Here is a 17,945-nt window from a genome sequence, read left to right on the forward strand (position 1 = left end):
ATGTGGTCGGCCCCGAGGTTGGTAAGGACGACATTTTCTACTACGTGTACGGCCAACTCCATGACCCGCATTACCGGATCGGCTACGCGGCAGATTTGAAGAAGATGCTGCCGCACATTCCGACGCCAGAGACCCAGGAACGATTCGAGACGGTCACTCGCGTGGGTAGGTGGCTTGCTGACCTCCACACTGGCTACGAGAAAGTCGAGCTGTATCCCCTGAAGGTCGAACTTAAAAAGGGCGTCTCGGCGGAGGATCGTGAGACGTGGCGGGTGTCGAAGATGAAGTGGGCCCGCGTCCGAGATGACGAGACGGGCAAGCTCGTCAATGACCCGACCACCATCATCTACAACCCGAAGGTGACCATCACGGGCATCCCGATAGAGGCCGACGACTACATGCTCGGCTCGCGCTCCGCCCTCGGTTGGATCATCGACCGGTGGCAGGTCAAGACCGACAAGGCCTCCGGCATCGTCAACGATCCTAATGACTGGTGCGACGAGGTGGGAGACCCGCAGTACATCGTCGAGCTGATCAAGAAGGTCACTACCGTGGCAGTGGAGACCAACAAGATTGTCGACGCGCTCGGCAGGGTCGACGCTACCGGACCCAAGCAGTCCAGCGGTATGTGATTATAGGTGAGCTTCCTCTTCGACCACCCGCTGTACAAGCCGACGCCGGAGCTATTGCTCGGCTGGTCCGACGACCAGATAGAACCAGTCGTCGAGGCATTGAGACAGGCTGCGACCTTTAAGAACGAGGAGATCAGACGCAGCGCCGCATCCATCTCGCGGTCGCTGTTCTGCGCTCACTTCGTCTCGGGTAACGGTGTGCATTATCCCCGCGGGCGCGGCGCGTACAGCGTTCCGACCAGGTATAGGTCCGAGGGGAAGTACCGCACTTACTACTACGTCATTAACGCGATGGCAGGCCTTGATGAGGCGGGTCTCGCGAGGCTCTATACAGGCCGCTACGGCGGTGCTGGTGGGCAGGGGAGAGAGTCGGTGGCTGTTGCCACCCGCAAGCTGCTGGACCTTCTCGATGGGTTGGTAGATCCGGGAGAGCAGCGCGCTGGGCTGGGGTCTGTGGAGACGATCGTATTGCGTGACTCGAAAGGTCTGCCACTCGACTACGAGGACTCCTCGGCTACCGAGGAAATGCGTGCTGATGTACGTGAGGTCAACCGATTACTTCGGAGCCAGGACATCCGGCTGGAGGGCGCTCGGCGACGAGTTCTGCCCGGACGCCGGATCTTCAACAAGTTTTTTGATCGAGGCGGACGGTTCTACTTTTTCGGGGAGTCCGTCCAGAACCTCTCACTTCGTGAGCGTATGAACTTGCGATGGCACGAGGGAGACAAAGTCCATCCGGTCGCCGAACTGGATTTCTCGGCGCTTCACATCACGATGGCGTTAACCAAGGCTGGTGTGCGCGTCCCCGATGGGGATCCGTATGAGATCGAGGGGTTCGATCGAGACGATGTGAAGCTTGCGGTGAACGTGCTCTTTAACGCAGCGAACTTCGGATCGGCAAGCCGTGCCATTGCGAAGGATCTTGGGGGAAGAGCCGTTGGTACTGACTTGGCCAGAAATCTCGTGGAGGCGGTGAGGGAAGCTCATCCGGACCTAGAGCCGTTCTTCGGATCAGACTCCGGAGCGAGGTTCCAGAGAGACGACTCGGACATCGCTATGGAGGTCATGCTTCAGACCTACAGTCGAACCGGTCGATGCCCCTTCCCGATTCACGACTCGTTTCTTGCCCCAGTGGGGGACCTTGAGGTGCTTGAGGACGTCATGCTCTCGGTAGGCGAGCGTTGGGGTCTTCCGCTACGAGTGAAGCGGGCCTCCGTCTCTTGAGTGGTCAAGCTGAGAGATCACCTCAGTGGTACTGTATCTCTTTTGTCAACCCCCCTCCTCTCCTATACCCGTTGTAGGACACAGCTCCTGAGCAGGCATTATTCATAGCAAACCGGGCCTCGAAGATGGGGCTCGTCCATTGGCGACTGGGGGACGGGTCGAGCCTCCGGTTCGGTGTGCATGAGCTTTAACGTGGCTTCTGTTCTGGACGTCCGCTAGCACGCGGGGCCCGCGGGATGGCCTGCTCGGCGTCTTGCCGACCGTAAGCCATCTCCGGTCGGCGACTTCTTAAGCTGTACCCGTCCGTGCCGTCGCCTGGTTCGCCCGTAGAGGCCCAAGCGGAGCTTCCCGGCAGGGGGAGGGGGAACAGGAGGGGGCGGGCGTCACGGGGCAAACTAGGACGAACCCACCGACGCTTGTGCAATGCGCGGCTTCCGTAAAGCGGTAGTCTCCCCGGCCACCAACGGCCGCTTCGGTCTGGCTGGGTCGGCGTGCCCGTCGGAGCGGCGGTCGGTGCTCTTGTCGTGGGGGCGGGCCTGAGAGGAACTTGGGAGTCAGTAGCCGTCCTCGGTGCCCTTAAGGCGCTCGACGATCTCGGGCCAAAGTTCCTCGGGGACAGTCTCACGAACTGCTCTAATGACCTGGTCCATTTGCACCATGACGCGGGCGATCTCCATCCCATCCGAGGAGCTCGCCGCGGCCTCCTGGAGGTGAGCCGCGGCGCTAAGACCGGCCTGGATACTCACGTCAGCCTTGTCGTCAACGAGGTTCTCGAATGCCTTGAGCATGACGGCCTCGAAGTAGGCAAGGGGAGTCAACGCCGTGCGGACCCCCTCCTCCAGGTCGAGCTGCTGCTCGCGAGCTCGCCGCTCAACGATCTCCCGGTAGGTAGCCCCCGCGACATGCTGAACGGGGAAGTGACGATCCGCGTGCCGCCTCACCGAGTCCTCCGAGATTGCCTCACCGCCTCCGATGGCGGCGCGGGCGATGGCGGCGAAACTCAAGCCCTTCGCGAGGAGAGAGTTCACCTTCTCCCGAGTCTTGTCGTCCCTGCATACCCGGCACCGGGGTTCGACTACCGCCGTGTCGTTCATGGGCCACCTTCGGACTTGAGGAGGGATACCTGTGCAGCACTTGCACGCACTTCGTCGCTCATCCATTCGGCTGCCGGGAGCGAGCGTTCCCATGGCGTCGGAGACCCCAGAGTTTGCCGTCGTGCCTCTGGTTGAGTTCTCCGGGTGGTCCGTGCGGAGCTTCGAGCGCTGTGGGCGGTGCCCACGTATTGCCCACGCATTGCCCACAATCTCCGGTCATCCGAGGTTATTGATTGTGAGCCGCGGAGATTATAAACGCAGGTAGAAAGCCTGTAAGTGCGTTAGGGGCTATAGCGCAGTTGGTAGCGCGTCTCGTTCGCATCGAGAAGGTCAGGGGTTCGATTCCCCTTAATTCCTCAACTCGGAACCCTCTTTGGCCTGCTACGGCGCAGCCGGAAGGGGTTCCTAGTACCTTGAGTTGCTGGGGGAGGGCACAGGCGGAAAGGGAGAGAAGCCGTGGGACCGAGACTGATCCGCGTCTACCACTACACATCGACCGATCACCTCCCTTACATCCTGAACGACGGGTTCCTCAAGACGGTCGAGTCGAACATCAGCTTCAAGCGGGATCACGCCGGGCCGGACGTCGTGTGGTTGTCCAGCAACCCAGACCCGCAAGACGGCACCCTCGGCCTAGCCGGGAGCAGCGTTGACAAGCTAGCGGTGCGGTTCACCGTGGAGTTGCCCAAGCGCCTTGTGCACAAGTGGCAACCTTGGGCGCTGGCGCACGGTAGTTCCACCCAGACCATCGAGAGTTTGATCTCCGCCGGAGGCGGTGCGTCATCCTGGCGGGTCTACGAGCGCTCCGTCCCCAGCAGCGAGTGGGTCGAGGTCCTTAACCGGCGGACCGGCGAACTGTACGGGTTCTAGATCGCGGGGGTGGTCTGCCCGGTCAGCGATTGCGATGGCCCGTTGCTCTGAGTCTCCCGGCTGTGGCGGGCGGAGCTGGGACGCACTTGGCGGCACTCCATCCCTCCAGTCGCCTCCCAGGACCCCTACCTGTGTATGTCCTCGAGTTTGATTGCTGAGGTCTAGGTAGTCGGGTGCATCATCACGAGGCCTCTTCGAACTTCGCGTCGATCCACGCTTCGACATCGGCTTCGCGCCAGTACAGACGGCCGCCGATCTTGGCGTGCCTCGGGGCGCTCCCGGTCTGGATCATCCAGCGAAACGCAGAAGGGCTCTTGCGTAGCAGTGGTGCGACTTCCTCGACGGTAAGCAAGCGGGGTGCCATGGGTAGTCCTCTCCTGGGCTGCAACAACCTGTTGCTGTTAAGTACACACTAGACTAAACCACAAGATGTTGCAGTGCGCAACAATGTGTGGCAATCTGGCTCTCGTGACCACACCTGACACCAGCTCACACCAAACCCCAGACCTCGTTTTCGCCAAGACCGTCGAGCGCTTGCGTGAAGGCAACGGGTGGTCGCAGACGGAGTTGGCTCGGCGGATGCAGGACAAGGGATTCGACGGTTTTCATCAGACGACGATCTCTAGGGTCGAGAAGGGGTCCAGGCCGGTTCGGATCGGGGAGGCCATCGCACTTGCGAACATCTTCGAACGGTCCCTGGAGTGGATGTATACGCCGACGCCAGAGAAGTCCGATGTGGACTTCTACCGTGCAGCGCTCGACCGGCTGCGTGATCTTCGAGCCGATGCTGTGCAGGCTGGTGGGCGATTTTTCTGGGCTCAACACGATATTGAGAGCTTCGAGCAGAGATACGTGACAAAGCCCTTGTCGAGCGAGGCTCTTGCGCTGAGCGACGACTACTTGGACGTCCTGCGATGGGAACTGGATGACCTCATGAACGCAGTTCACCAGACGTATTCCTCGATCCAAAGTGAAGGGTCGTTGAAGCTCGTCAACGAGCGGTTGAATGAACTCTGGCCAATACAGAGCTCCCACAGCAAACGTCCGCGGCTTCGTTACGTCGGGAGCGCACACGACCGGGAGGCGCGTGTCGATGGTGCGTAACAGACGTTCCGGCGTCGAAGACCTGTGGACCTCTAAGGCCACCGGTCAGCCCACCCGGCTACGCGGCAAGGGGATGCGCTGGCGGGCCCGCTATGTGGACGATGACGGCCGGGAAACGACTAAGCGGTTCGCCCGGAAGCGTGACGCCGAATCATGGTTGGACCAGACGACCGCGGATCTCGTCACTGGCACCTATGTGCAGCCCGCGAAGAAGAAGGTCCTCGTCCAGGACCTCGCTGAGGGCTGGTACGGGACGAAGTCGGAGCTGAAGCCGAAGACGCTAGAAGGGTACCGGGGTCTGCTCGACACACTCGTCCTGCCAAAGTGGGGCGGCACCCCGGTCGGCGACGTCACTCACGAGGGCGTGCAGGCGTGGATCTCGGAGATGCGCTCGAGCGGGGTGAGAGACACCGAGAAGGGCTTATCGCCGTCGCGGACGATCCAGGCCTATCAAGCGCTGCGTGGTGTTCTTGACTACGCGGTGAAGCGCCGACATATCGCGGTGAACCCTGCCTTGGGCGTCGAACTCCCGCGGAAGGTGGCCGTGGAGCGCCGATACTTGACGCACCGCCAGGTGGAGGATCTCGCGGCGAAGATGGGAGAGTGGCGGCTCCTCACCCTCGTGCTGGCGTACACCGGCCTGCGCTGGGGAGAGGCCGTCGCGCTGCGGGCCAGACGTGTCGATCTGGATCGTGGCCGGATCGAGGTCTCCGAATCGGTCACGAGGGTGGGCCGGGAACTGGTGGTCGGCCCACCCAAGTCTCACGCTCACAGGTCGGTGCCGGTGCCCGCGTTCCTCGTCGAGGAACTCCGGCCACTCATCGAGGAGCTGGACGAGGACGAGCTGGTCTTTGAGTCGCCCATAGGCGGGTATCTGACGTCGTGGACGTACCGCTCGAAGTTCGACGGTGCGCGGCCGTACAAGGAGATGACACCGCACGATCTGCGGCATACAGCGGCATCTCTGGCGATCCAGGCGGGGGCGAACATCAAGGCCGTTCAGCGGATGCTAGGCCATGCCTCGGCGACCCTGACGTTGGACCGCTATGGGCACCTGTTCGACGACGATCTGGACCATCTCGCGGCGAACCTCAGTGAGTCTCGTGCGTACTCTCTGCGTACCGAGGGGGAGAAGCGGAAGGTCGTCCCGATCAGAAAGACGGTCTGAACTGCTCTAACGTGGTGCCCCCGGTCGGACTCGAACCGACACTGGACGGGTTTTGAATCCGTTGCCTCTGCCAATTGGGCTACGGGGGCGAGTGCCGATGAAGTCTAACCCACGACCGGCGAGCGCTTGTCAGACGGCACACCTAGAGTGTCCGTGTGAGCACCTCGAGCCAGACCGTGACAAACGTGGACGCAGGATCGTCGGACGCCGACCGGAAGGACGCCACCACATCCGCTGGCGTCGACCCGGCCGGACCGGGTGGCGGGCCTGTCCGGCTTCTGCTCCTGGACGGGCATTCACTGGCGTTCCGCGCGTTCTACGCATTGCCGGCAGAGAACTTCTCGACCGCGTCCGGGCAGCACACCAACGCGGTCTACGGTTTCCTGTCGATGGTCGCGAACCTCGTCACCGACGAGGAGCCGACCCATCTGGCGGTGGCGTTCGACGTGTCCCGATCGACGCTCCACCGAACCGCCGAGTACCGCGAGTACAAGTCGACGCGGTCCGCCGCCCCCGAGGAGTTCAAGGGCCAGGTCGAGCTCATCCAGGAGGCGCTCCGCGCACTCGGCGTGCGCACCCTGTCGCTCGAGGGGCACGAGGCCGACGACATCATCGCGACTCTCGCCACCCAGACCTCAGCCGTGGACCCCGGGTCGAGCACCTTCATCTGTACCGGCGACCGTGACGCGCTCCAGCTGGTCACCGATTCGGTGACCGTGTTGTACCCCGTCAAGGGCGTCTCCGAACTCGCCCGCTACACCCCGGAGGCGGTCGAGGCGAAGTACGGCGTGACCCCGACCCAGTACCCGGACGTCGCCGCCCTCCGCGGCGACACGTCCGATAACCTGCCCGGCGTGCCGAAGGTCGGCGACAAGACCGCCGCCAAGTGGATCACCCAGTACGGGTCGCTGTCCGAGCTCATCGCCCACGCCGACGAGGTCAAGGGCAAGGTCGGCGAGAGCTTCCGCGAACATCTTCCGCAGGTCCAGCTCAACCGTCGAATCACCGAACTCACCCGCGACCTGGATCTCGGCGTGCAGCTCGCGGACCTGGTCCGCAGCACCCCGGAGCGGGCGGATGTCAACGCTCTCTTCGACAGACTCGAGTTCGGCCCGCAGGCCCGGGACCGATTCCTCACGGCGTTCCTGCCCGAGGGCGCCCCCGAGCCCGTCGCCGAGATCGAGCTCGAGCAGGCCTCGGTCCTGCACGCCGGAGACGTCTCTGACTGGCTGGCCTCATACGCGCCGGCCGGGCAGCGGCACGGCCTCGTCGTCGTCGGACCCTCGAACCCCGGCGCCGGCGATGCACAGACCCTCACCATCGCCGCCGCGGGCGGCGCCTCCGGCCACATCGACCTCGCGGCGATAGGGCCGGAGGACGAGCAGGCGCTCGGGGACTGGCTCGCCGACGACGCCGTGAGCAAGGCACTCCACGACGCGAAGTCGGCCATCCACGCGCTCGCCGGTCGGGAACTCACCCTCGGTGGCGTGACGATGGACATCGCCCTCGCCGCCTACCTCGTGCGCCCGGGGCAGCGGAGCTACGGACTGGCTGAGCTGTACCAGCGACACCTCCAGCGCGAACTGCCAGAGGTCGAGGCGGGGGAGCAGCAGTTGTCGCTCCTCGACGAGGTGGACGAGGCCGAGGCCGCGCAGCACACCGCCGACGCCGCGGCTACCCGTGCCCGCGCGGTGGTCGACCTCGCCGACAGGCTCGACGTGGAGCTCGAGCAGGTCCACGGCGCGCAGCTCCTCGCCGAGATGGAACTGCCGCTCGTGCCGGTGCTCGCCCGGATGGAGGCCCTCGGTATCGCGGTGGACGGGGCCGCACTGGAGGAACTCCGGGACGGATTCGCCGACCGGGGACGGCAGGCCCAGGAGGCCGCCTACGCGGCGATCGGCGGCGAACAGATCAACCTCGGTTCACCCAAGCAGCTCCAGGTCGTGCTGTTCGAGACGCTCGGCATGCCCAAGACCAAGAAGACCAAGACCGGCTACACCACCGACGCCAAGGCGCTCGAGGAGTTGCTGAGCAAGGAGACCGGCGAGACCCCGGGACGGGCGTTCCTCGAGGCGCTGCTGCTGCACCGCGAGACCACCAAGATGCGCACGACCGTCGAGGGACTCATCAAGACCATCGGCGACGACGGCCGGATCCACACGACGTTCAACCAGACCGTCGCCGCGACCGGGCGACTGTCCTCGACGGACCCGAACCTGCAGAACATCCCCGTCCGCACCGAGGACGGGCGGCGGATCCGGAAGTCCTTCGTCGTGGGCGAGGGATACGACTGCCTGCTCACCGCCGACTACAGCCAGATCGAGATGCGCGTCATGGCACACCTCTCGCGTGACGAGGGGCTGATCGAGGCGTTCCGGACGGGGGAGGACCTGCACTCCTTCGTCGGGTCAAGGGCGTTCGGGGTGCCGATCGACGAGGTGACCCCCGAGCTCCGGCGTCGGGTCAAGGCCATGAGCTACGGGCTGGCGTACGGACTCAGTGCGTTCGGACTCGCCGCCCAGCTCGGGATCAGCCAGGGCGAGGCACGTGAGCAGATGGACGCCTACTTCGCCCGGTTCGGCGGCGTTCGTGACTACCTGCAGCACGTCGTCGAACAGGCACGCAAGGACGGGTACACGGAGACGCTGTTCGGCCGTCGCCGCTACCTCCCCGAGCTCAACTCCGACAATCGGATCAAGCGCGAGAACGCGGAGCGCGCAGCCCTCAACGCACCGATCCAGGGAACAGCGGCAGACATCATCAAGGCTGCGATGCTGCGGGTCGACGCCGACCTGACCGAGCGCGGCCTGCGGAGTCGGCTCCTGCTCCAGGTCCATGACGAACTCGTCGTGGAGGTCGCGGAGGGTGAGCTCGACGAGGTCCGCGAGCTCGTGGTCGACCGGATGTACTCCGCGATCGAGCTGGACGTCCCACTCGACGTGTCGACGGGGATCGGGACGGACTGGGACTCGGCCGCACACTGACGGTTTTCGGCCGATTCATTTTGTGGCACTCCTCCGATGCCCTAGGTTCATTGCAGATTCGGCTTAACGACGCCTGAAAGGGCCCTGACATGTCCCTCACTTCCCGGCGCGGGCTCCGTGCCATCCTCGCCTCGACCGCCACGGCAGCACTCGTCCTCACCGGCTGCACCACCAACACGGAAGGGCCTGAGGACACCGGCGAGCCCCGCCAGGAGGTCACCGTCGAGACCGACGACGAGATCGCGGCGCTCGTCCCCGCGGACCTGCGTGAGCGCGGGACCATCGTGATCGGCACCAACACCCCGTACGCGCCCAACGAGTTCAAGGACGAGAGCGGTGAGATCGTCGGATTCGACATCGACGTGATGGACGCCGTGGCCACCGTGATGGGGCTCGAGGCCGAGTTCCGCGAGTCGGACTTCGAGAAGATCATCCCCGCCATCGAGGGCGGCACCATGGACCTGGGCGCCTCGTCGTTCACAGTCAACGACGAGCGACTGGAGACCGTCGACTTCGTGACCTACTTCGAGGCCGGGATCCAGTGGGCGTCCGCGGCCGGCAACGAGGTGGACCCCGACGATGCCTGTGGCCTGCGCGTCGCGGTCCAGCGCACGACCATCTCCGACCAGGAGGACGTCCCCGCCCGCAGCGAGGCCTGCGTCGCCGCAGGCAAGCCCGAGATCATCAAGGTCCAGTTCGACACCCAGGACGAGGCCTCGACCGCCGTCGCCCTCGGCAAGGCCGACGCGATGTCCGCGGACTCGCCGATCTCCGCGTACGCGGTGAAGCAGTCCGACGGCAAGATGCAGCTCGTCGGCGACGTCTTCGACTCCGCCCCCTACGGCTGGCCCGTGCGTAAGGGCTCCGAACTGAGCGCCGCTCTCGAGGCCGCCGCGAACAAGCTCATCGAGTCCGGTGCGTTCGAGCAGATCGCCACCAACTGGGGCGTCGAGAACGGTCTGATCAGCCAGGCCGAGATCCGCGAGTGACCTCCGTAGTGAGCAGTCCTGAATCGGGCACGCCGAAGCCCATCAAGGCGGTGCCGCTGCGGCACCCCTGGCGGTGGGTGTCGGCGGCCGTCGTCCTCGTCCTGACCTTCCTGTTCGTCTGGGGGGCCGCGACCAACCCCGCCTACGGGTGGGACACGTACGGCAGATACCTCTTCGACACCAGGTTCGGTACCGCGGCGTTCTACACCATCGCGCTGACGCTGCTGTCGATGATCCTCGCGGTGATCCTCGGCGTCCTGCTCTCGGTGATGAGGATGAGCAGCAACCCCGTGCTCAAGTCCGTGGCGTGGGTGTACCTGTGGATCTTCCGTGGGACCCCGGTATACGTCCAGCTGCTGTTCTGGGGCCTCATCTTCACCATCTATCGCCAGGTCCAGTTCGGGATCCCGTTCACCGACATCCAGTTCATCCGGTTCGACGACACGATGGTGTTGTACTCGGCCTTCTGGTTGGCCGTGGTCGGCCTGGCGATGAACGAGGCCGCCTACATGGCGGAGATCGTCCGCGCCGGCATCTCCTCCGTCCCGGAAGGGCAGGCCGAGGCGTCGACCGCCCTGGGCATGTCATGGGGACAGACGATGCGTCGCACCGTTCTGCCCCAGGCGATGCGGGTCATCATCCCTCCCACGGGCAACGAGTTCATCTCGATGCTCAAGACCACCTCGCTCGTGGTGGCCATCCCGTTCTCCGGTGAGTTGTACGGCCAGGCGCGGGACATCTCCGGCGTCAACTTCCAGCCGATCCCGCTGCTGATGGTGGCCGCCACCTGGTACCTGGTCATCACCAGCGTCCTCATGGTGGGCCAGCACTACCTGGAGAAGCGGTTTTCACGGGGAGCGACCCGTCAGCTCACCGCCAAGCAGCTCCGTGCACTGGCCGACGCCGACGGACTGACCCCGTCCGGTCTCGCCGCCGCCGAAGCCGGGGGGACGCCGGGACAGAAGTCGGGAGGAACGGCATGACACCGATGGTGAAGGCCGATCAGGTCTGCAAGAGTTTCGGCTCACTCGAGGTTCTCAAGGGGATCGACATCGAGGTCGGTGCCGGTGAGGTGTTGTGCCTCGTCGGGCCGTCGGGGTCCGGGAAGTCGACGTTCCTCCGGTGCATCAACCACCTCGAGAAGGTGGATGCCGGTCGACTCTACGTCGACGGGGAACTGGTGGGATACCGGCAGAAGGGCGACAAGCTCTACGAGATCTCCGCCAAGGAGGCCGCTCGTCAGCGGCGCGAGATCGGGATGGTGTTCCAGCACTTCAATCTCTTCCCCCACCGAACCGCTCTGGAGAACGTCATCGAGGCGCCGATGCTGGTGAAGGGCGAGTCGAAGGCCACTGCGACCGCGCGGGCGCGCGACCTACTGGACACGGTCGGTTTGTCCGCGAAGGCGGACGCCTACCCGGCCCAGCTCTCGGGTGGGCAGCAGCAGCGAGTGGCGATCGCGCGGGCGCTCGCGATGGAACCGAAGCTCATGCTGTTCGACGAGCCGACCTCTGCGCTTGATCCGGAGCTGGTGGGTGAGGTCCTGTCGGTGATGCGAGATCTGGCAAAGGCCGGCATGACGATGGTCGTGGTGACCCACGAGATGGGCTTCGCTCGAGAGGTCGCGGACACCGTGGCGTTCATGGACAACGGTGTGGTGGTCGAAGTAGGTGAGCCGGGGGACGTCCTTGGCGCACCGCAGCACCAACGTACGAAGGACTTCCTGTCGAAGATCCTCTGACCTGAGGCCTGAAGAGCCTCTGACCTGAGTCCTGGAGCTTCACTGATCCGGGGACGTCGGATCCGTCCGTCCCCCCGCTCGTGTCACCGAGTGGGGGCGGTCGTATTCGAAGTCAGGCCCGGCGGGCAGGCGTCAGGGGAGTGACGCCACGAAGATCGCGGTGCCGGGGAAAATCGCACCACGCAGTGGACTCCACTGACCCCACTCACGCTCCAACCACTCGGGCCATTCCGGTTCGATCAGGTCACGGACGATGAACCCGGCCGCGACGAGCTCGCGGATACGGTCTCCCACGGTCCGGTGGTGCTCGACGTAGGTGAGTCGGCCGTCCTCGTCGCGCTCGGTGTAGGGGGTGCGGTCGAAGTAGGGGAACACCGCGACGAGGCCGTCGACACCGGGATCATCACGGAAGATCCACCGCATCGGATGGTTGACGGAGAACACGAAGCGGCCACCCGGTCGCAGGACCCGCGCGGCCTCCGCCATCACCCCGGCGGTGTCCGCGACGAAGGGAACGGCACCGAACGCGGAGAAGACCACGTCGAAGCTCGCGTCCGTGAACGGCAGTCGACCGGCGTCGGCCTGGATCAGCGGCACCGACCCTGCCCGACCGGTGGACCTGCGCGCCGCCTCGGCGCCGACCCGGAGCATCCCCACTGACACGTCGGTCGCGACAGCTCGGGCGCCCTGGCCCGCGAGCCATCGCGAGCACGGCGCCGAGCCGGCCCCGATCTCGAGGACGTCGCGTCCGTCGACGTCACCGAGAAGGTGCCAGTCTCCTTCGTGGAGGCCCTCGGGGCACCAGATGAACTCACCGTCGGGGGAAGTCGCACCGAGGAATTCGCCATGCGTGGCGTGATATTCGGCGGCCTCGGAGTCCCACCAGTGGCGGGAAGCGCGGACAGACTCTCCATGTCCAGGGGGGTTTGTGGACGTCACTCTGGAAGCGTACAGTTGACGGTCGCGTGCATACCGCCCGCGTATTTCCAGTCCACCTACGATTCCTATCCATCTCGGAGCACCCCACCCTATGACCACCAACACCACGTCCCCGCAGGTAGCCGTCAACGACATCGGCTCCGCTGAGGACTTCCTCGCCGCCATCGACGCCACGATCAAGTACTTCAACGATGGCGACATCGTCGAGGGCACGATCGTCAAGGTCGACCGTGACGAGGTCCTTCTCGACATCGGTTACAAGACCGAGGGTGTCATCCCCTCGCGTGAGCTGTCCATCAAGCACGATGTCGACCCGGGCGAGGTCGCCGAGGTGGGCGACGAGGTTGAGGCCCTGGTCCTCACCAAGGAAGACAAGGACGGCCGCCTGATCCTGTCCAAGAAGCGCGCCCAGTACGAGCGCGCCTGGGGCACGATCGAGGAGCTCAAGGAGAAGGACGAGGCCGTCAAGGGCACCGTCATCGAGGTCGTCAAGGGTGGCCTCATCCTCGACATCGGTCTCCGTGGCTTCCTCCCCGCGTCGCTGGTGGAGATGCGCCGCGTCCGCGACCTCCTGCCGTACGTCGGCAAGGAGCTCGAGGCCAAGATCATCGAGCTGGACAAGAACCGCAACAACGTCGTGCTCTCGCGCCGTGCGTGGCTCGAGCAGACCCAGTCGGAGGTCCGCTCCGAGTTCCTGCACCAGCTGCAGAAGGGCCAGGTCCGCAAGGGCGTCGTGTCCTCGATCGTCAACTTCGGTGCGTTCGTGGACCTCGGCGGGGTCGACGGCCTTGTTCACGTCTCCGAGCTGTCCTGGAAGCACATCGATCACCCGTCCGAGGTCGTCGAGGTCGGCCAGGAGGTCACCGTCGAGGTTCTCGACGTCGACCTGGATCGCGAGCGCGTCTCGCTGTCGCTCAAGGCGACCCAGGAGGATCCGTGGCGGCACTTCGCCCGGACCCACGCCATCGGTCAGATCGTCCCGGGCAAGGTCACCAAGCTCGTCCCGTTCGGTGCGTTCGTGCGCGTCGAAGAGGGCATCGAGGGTCTGGTCCACATTTCCGAGCTGGCCGAGCGCCACGTGGAGGTCCCGGACCAGGTCGTGTCAGTCGGCGACGACGCCATGGTCAAGGTCATCGACATCGATCTCGATCGTCGTCGTATCTCGCTGTCGCTGAAGCAGGCGGACGAGGACTACACTGAGGAGTTCGACCCGTCGAAGTACGGCATGGCCGACAGCTACGACGAGGCCGGCAACTACATTTTCCCCGAGGGCTTCGATCCCGAGACCAATGAGTGGCTCGAGGGCTTCGAGAAGCAGCGTGAGGAGTGGGAGAACCGCTACGCCGAGGCTGAGCGTCGCCACAAAATGCACACGGCCCAGATCGAGAAGGGTCGCGCCGCCGCTGCCGAGGCAGCCGAGGCCGCGCCGACCAACTACTCGTCGGAGTCGGCTCCGTCTGCGCGCCCGGCCGCCGAGGCCAGCCAGTCCGAGTCGACCGGCGGTTCGCTGGCGTCGGATGAGCAGCTCGCCGCCCTGCGCGCGAAGCTGGCCGGCGGGGAGTGATCCCGCAGCCTGAGGGCGCGTAGCGCCACACTGCAGTAGACGGCCCCGGCCCGTACCCCACCTTGACGGTGGGAGTGCGGGCCGGGGCTGTTCTGTGTCGCAGGGGAGAGGGTCCGCGTCGAGGCGCGTCGCGTCGTGAGAGGGGAGCGATGTGCCAGGCGCGCCGCACCGGTGACCGCCCTCCGGGGTGCCTCCGAGGGCGGTCGCGACCGGACAGTACCGGCCGTCAGCCGACCGGCTTGTTCTCCGGCTCGGCCGCGGCGGGGGACTCCGCGGCGGCCGCCTCCGGGCGCTGCTCGTCGATGCGGCCCGACTCGTCGATCGCACCGAACGCCACGGCGTCGGTCACGGGGACGCGGGCGACGGTGGCCGGGCCGCTGCGGCCCGAGGGCGTCATGTACTCGTACAGGTAGCCGTCGGCCTCGAGGATGGCGCTCATCTGCATGCTCTTCCAACGGTGTTCAGGGACCCGGTGAGCGAGCCGTCCGCGGATCCGGTCCAACCCGTCGACTATGCGCCGGCGGTGGCAGGCAACAGCAGTGTGGTGGACAGTGCGACCTCGGGGACGGCGGCGAGGAAGGGCGTCAATCGGAAGCTGCGATTTATGAAACCAATCAGATATTAACGGCGTTGACCGGCTCAGGTCGACGGTGGGCGTACCGCCGGTGGGGGACCGGTACCACTGCGGATGTGATCTAGACTCCAGGAATGTTGATGGTGGGACTGACCGGTGGCATCGGTGCGGGAAAATCCACGGTGACCGCCGTGCTCGCCGAGGCGGGTGCGGTGATCGTCGACGCGGACCGGATCGCGCGCGAGGTGGTCGAGCCGGGGACACCGGGCCTGGCGATGCTCGTCGCGGAGTTCGGCGAGGAGATCCTCGGACCGGACGGATCATTGGACCGGGCGGCCCTCGCGGCGCTGGCATTCGTGGACGCCGAGCGGACGGCCGCTCTCAACGCGATCACGCACCCGCTCATCGGGGAGCGCACCGCGGAGTTGTTCGCGCAGGCCCCCGGGGATGCAATCGTCGTGCACGACATGCCGCTGCTCGTGGAGGGCGGGATGACGCCGGGCTACCAGCTGGTGATCGTCGTGGACACCCCGGCGGAGATCCGGCTCGAGCGACTGGTGGAGCAGCGCGGCATGCCGGAGGACGACGCCCGGGCCCGCATGTCCCGGCAGGCGACGGACGACCAGCGCAGGGCGGTCGCGGACGTGCTCATCGACAACTCCGGCGACAGGAGTGCTGTTGCCGACCTCACCCGTGAGCTCGTGGAATCCCGGCTCCGCCCGTTCGAGCACAACCTCCGCACCGCCACCCCCGTGATCGGGGACCGGACCGTGGTGCCCTTCCGCCCGGAGTGGGCGGGCGAGGCCGAGCGCGCGACCGCGCGACTCCACCACGTGCTGGGAGGCAGGGCGGAGCGCATCGACCACGTGGGTCCGACGGCGGTGGACGGGCTCGACGCCCCGGACGTGATCGACATCCAGGTCACCGTGGCGGACGAGCCGGGGCGGGACGAGGCCGTGCGAGTGCTCACCGGGGCGGGCTGGGTGCCCGACCGCACGTCGGACGCTCCGCTGCTGCACTGGTGCGACCCGGCCCGCCCGCTGGAGGTGACGGTGATCGCGCAGGACGACCCCGAGCACGAGTTCGCGCTGGTGATGTCCCAGGTGATCGCCGACGACCCGGCGGCCCGTGCCGAGTACGCCGACGTTCTCGGGCGTGAGGACCGCGAGGAGACCCGCCAGTGGGAGCGCGCCCGGTGTCAGGAGGTGCGCTCCCGCTGACAGGCCAAGCGGGCGTCAGGGATCACTCGGTGGGCACGATCCCGCTCTGCAGCTCGGAGACCGGCACCTGGCGGACGACCTCGGTGGCGGCAGGCACCGCGGCCCGCATCCGGGACCGCTCCTGCGGGAACAGTGCGTCCAGGTCGGTGCGGACCAGGAACACGTTGTAGGCGTTCCAGGTGGTGACCAGGTAGTACAGGTCGCGGCCCTGCGCCCACGGGTGCATGAAACCGCCGTACACACCGGGCAGCATCGAGTAGTCGATGAGGGTGGTGGCGTTGCTCCATGGGCCCTGCGGGTTGTCGGCGGTGCGCATGACCACAGAGTCGTAGCCGCGCGAGTACATCGCGGTGTACTTGCGCAGGTGCTCGTTCCACATGACGGACAGTTCGCTGGTGGGTGCGGGCATCACGGCGGTCGCGCGGGAGATCTCGGGCGTCCACGTCTGCGCGTCGCCGTCCCAGTACTCGTATCCGGTCGGGTCCAGGACGCCGTCCAGGAGGGTGTCTTCAGTGAGGTTGTCAGCACCCAGGGCGTCGACGGTGGGCGATCCCTCGGTCGTCACGCGCGCGAGCACCACGGCGCCCTGTCGGCCGGAAGGGGTCAGGTACTCGTACAGGTAGCCGTCGCCGCGCCCGGTGACGAACGAGCTCATCTGGGCCCGCTTCCAGTCGTCGTCGACCCCGGGCGCACCGTCGCCCACGGGGACGGTGTCGGTGATCGGGCGGGCCAGTTCGGGCACGGGGGTCCAGTTCTCGCCGTTGTCGGCGGAGTAGGCGATGCCGGAGTAGTTGGTGTTCCACCATCCCGGCTGGCCCCAGCGCGCGACGGACATGTAGCGCAGGTACTGCACGCCGTTCACGGAGATGCCGGCGGTGGGGATGATCGTCACCTCGCCGGGCTGGTTGATGCGCGGCACGATCGACTTGGCCAGACCGTCGGGGCCCATGGCGGCGGAGTCGATGGTCAGTCCGTCGTCCAGGTCGGTGTCTCCGGAGCGGAACAGGACGTTGGAGCGCCACTGGTTGCCGGGCACCGTGCAGTCGCCCATTGTGTCGCCGAAGGCCATGAGGACCTCGGGGTCGGCCGCATTGCCGTTGTCCCACATGATGCCCAGGTCGGTGCCGGCTACGCCGTACTTGCTGATTGACTCAGACGGGCTCGTGGGGCCGGTGACGAGCTGACGGAACTGGGTGGGTCCGCGCAGCACCGGCACCGTGCCCTCCTCACCCGTGATCCACGGGGGCATGCCGTACACGGAGCCGACCAGCGGGTCGAGGCTCCCGGAGAGGCTGTTGCCGACGGAGCCGGTCTCGAGCTGCTGGATGAGTGACCCGGACCGGTCGGCGGAGCCGAGAGCCTCGGAGACGGAGCCGACGGAGCCGGAGCCGTCGGAGGAGCCGAGCGACCCCAGTGACCCGGTACCCATGCCGGCGCCCGTCCGGTGCTCGAGAAGGGAACCGAAGTTCCCGAACATCTCACTGCAGGGGCCGGCGGAGGCTGTGCCGGCGCCGAGGGTGCCTACGGCGGTCAGGCCGGCGGCCGTAGTGGCGACCGCCGCGACGAGCGAGGTGAGGCGCCGGGACACGGCGCGAGGCGAGGGGCGTGACATTGGTGCGGGATTCTCCGAAGCGTGGGGGCTGAGGGCGGATGGAAGCGGATGGAACCGGACGGGGGCTGCCGGCGGAAGTGCTCGGCAATGACATCAGATCAGTGACATCAGATCATCCCTGATCGGTGCGGGGAAGGAAACCGGCGCGGGACCGCCCCGGGTGGAGGTGACGACGACAACGACAGTCTGCCCGGTGACCGGCGGCAGGGCCGAGCGCGGGCTCGTAGTCT

At 66.0% G+C, this 17,945-nt stretch carries 16 protein-coding genes and 2 tRNA genes; 12 read left to right on the forward strand and 6 right to left on the reverse strand.

Annotation, left to right across the window (positions count from 1 at the left end):
* Window positions 1-632: type ISP restriction/modification enzyme (locus OPF83_RS14040; RefSeq protein WP_309297793.1), on the forward strand; the 632-nt coding region annotated here is incomplete at its 5' end.
* 6 nt (window positions 633-638) lie between these two features.
* On the forward strand, window positions 639-1,856 hold the full coding sequence (locus OPF83_RS14045) for a hypothetical protein (protein WP_264888155.1): 1,218 nt from the start codon (window positions 639-641) through the stop codon (window positions 1,854-1,856).
* Between the two features lie 554 nt (window positions 1,857-2,410).
* Here the strand turns inward: OPF83_RS14045 and OPF83_RS14050 are convergent.
* Complete coding sequence (locus OPF83_RS14050) at window positions 2,411-2,950, reverse strand: hypothetical protein (RefSeq protein WP_264888156.1); 540 nt, start codon at window positions 2,948-2,950, stop codon at window positions 2,411-2,413.
* 284 nt (window positions 2,951-3,234) lie between these two features.
* Here OPF83_RS14050 and OPF83_RS14055 point away from each other — a divergent pair.
* Both OPF83_RS14055 and OPF83_RS14060 read left to right on the forward strand, forming a co-directional pair.
* Window positions 3,235-3,307: transfer RNA gene (locus tag OPF83_RS14055), tRNA-Ala, on the forward strand.
* Window positions 3,308-3,406: 99 nt separating this feature from the next.
* Window positions 3,407-3,820 carry a hypothetical protein gene (locus tag OPF83_RS14060; RefSeq protein WP_264888158.1) on the forward strand — a complete coding sequence of 138 codons (414 nt, stop codon included), beginning with the start codon at window positions 3,407-3,409 and terminating at the stop codon, window positions 3,818-3,820.
* Between the two features lie 181 nt (window positions 3,821-4,001).
* Here the strand turns inward: OPF83_RS14060 and OPF83_RS14065 are convergent, their stop codons facing one another.
* Entirely contained in the window at window positions 4,002-4,184 is a 183-nt protein-coding gene (locus OPF83_RS14065) for an AlpA family transcriptional regulator (RefSeq protein WP_264888160.1), read from the reverse strand.
* A gap of 104 nt (window positions 4,185-4,288) precedes the next feature.
* On the opposite strand from OPF83_RS14065, the gene OPF83_RS14070 reads away from it, so the two are divergent.
* Together OPF83_RS14070 and OPF83_RS14075 are read left to right on the forward strand one after the other, a co-directional pair.
* Entirely contained in the window at window positions 4,289-4,924 is a 636-nt protein-coding gene (locus OPF83_RS14070) for a helix-turn-helix transcriptional regulator (protein WP_264888161.1), read from the forward strand.
* Complete coding sequence (locus tag OPF83_RS14075; RefSeq protein ID WP_264888162.1) at window positions 4,914-6,092, forward strand: site-specific integrase; 1,179 nt, start codon at window positions 4,914-4,916, stop codon at window positions 6,090-6,092. The genes OPF83_RS14070 and OPF83_RS14075 overlap by 11 nt, the downstream gene beginning before the upstream one ends.
* A gap of 12 nt (window positions 6,093-6,104) precedes the next feature.
* Here OPF83_RS14075 and OPF83_RS14080 read toward each other — a convergent pair.
* A tRNA-Leu gene (locus OPF83_RS14080) sits at window positions 6,105-6,181 on the reverse strand.
* A gap of 96 nt (window positions 6,182-6,277) precedes the next feature.
* Between OPF83_RS14080 and polA the strand changes: the two genes are divergently transcribed.
* From polA to OPF83_RS14100, 4 genes are all read left to right on the forward strand, one after another.
* Complete coding sequence (gene polA / locus OPF83_RS14085; protein ID WP_375546272.1) at window positions 6,278-9,076, forward strand: DNA polymerase I; 2,799 nt, start codon at window positions 6,278-6,280, stop codon at window positions 9,074-9,076.
* Between the two features lie 89 nt (window positions 9,077-9,165).
* Entirely contained in the window at window positions 9,166-10,065 is a 900-nt protein-coding gene (locus OPF83_RS14090) for an ABC transporter substrate-binding protein (RefSeq protein ID WP_264888163.1), read from the forward strand.
* 8 nt (window positions 10,066-10,073) lie between these two features.
* Entirely contained in the window at window positions 10,074-11,048 is a 975-nt protein-coding gene (locus OPF83_RS14095) for an amino acid ABC transporter permease (protein ID WP_264888164.1), read from the forward strand.
* Window positions 11,045-11,806 (forward strand): amino acid ABC transporter ATP-binding protein, encoded by a 762-nt coding sequence (locus OPF83_RS14100; protein ID WP_309297794.1) that lies wholly within the window; start codon window positions 11,045-11,047, stop codon window positions 11,804-11,806. The genes OPF83_RS14095 and OPF83_RS14100 overlap by 4 nt, the downstream gene beginning before the upstream one ends.
* Before the next feature lie 132 nt (window positions 11,807-11,938).
* On the opposite strand, the gene OPF83_RS14105 is transcribed toward OPF83_RS14100, so the two are convergent.
* Window positions 11,939-12,745, reverse strand: coding sequence for a class I SAM-dependent methyltransferase (locus OPF83_RS14105; RefSeq protein ID WP_264888166.1), 807 nt, complete (start codon window positions 12,743-12,745; stop codon window positions 11,939-11,941).
* A 91-nt stretch (window positions 12,746-12,836) separates the two neighbouring features.
* Here OPF83_RS14105 and rpsA point away from each other — a divergent pair, with 91 nt between their 5' ends.
* Window positions 12,837-14,309, forward strand: coding sequence for a 30S ribosomal protein S1 (gene rpsA / locus OPF83_RS14110; protein ID WP_264888168.1), 1,473 nt, complete (start codon window positions 12,837-12,839; stop codon window positions 14,307-14,309).
* 226 nt (window positions 14,310-14,535) lie between these two features.
* Here the strand turns inward: rpsA and OPF83_RS14115 are convergent, their stop codons facing one another.
* Window positions 14,536-14,748, reverse strand: a complete 213-nt coding sequence (locus OPF83_RS14115) for a DUF4185 domain-containing protein (protein WP_264888170.1) — start codon at window positions 14,746-14,748, stop codon at window positions 14,536-14,538.
* 269 nt (window positions 14,749-15,017) lie between these two features.
* Here OPF83_RS14115 and coaE point away from each other — a divergent pair, with 269 nt between their 5' ends.
* A complete protein-coding gene (coaE, locus tag OPF83_RS14120; RefSeq protein ID WP_264888172.1) occupies window positions 15,018-16,103 on the forward strand; it encodes a dephospho-CoA kinase in 1,086 nt (361 codons plus the stop codon).
* A 22-nt stretch (window positions 16,104-16,125) separates the two neighbouring features.
* Here the strand turns inward: coaE and OPF83_RS14125 are convergent, their stop codons facing one another.
* The gene (locus tag OPF83_RS14125; protein WP_264888174.1) at window positions 16,126-17,691 is read right to left on the reverse strand and encodes a DUF4185 domain-containing protein; all 1,566 of its coding nucleotides are present in this window, start codon (window positions 17,689-17,691) and stop codon (window positions 16,126-16,128) included.
* Between the last annotated feature and the right edge of the window lie 254 nt (window positions 17,692-17,945).

The organism is Dietzia sp. NCCP-2495 (assembly GCF_026011735.1).
GTDB lineage: Bacteria > Actinomycetota > Actinomycetes > Mycobacteriales > Mycobacteriaceae > Dietzia.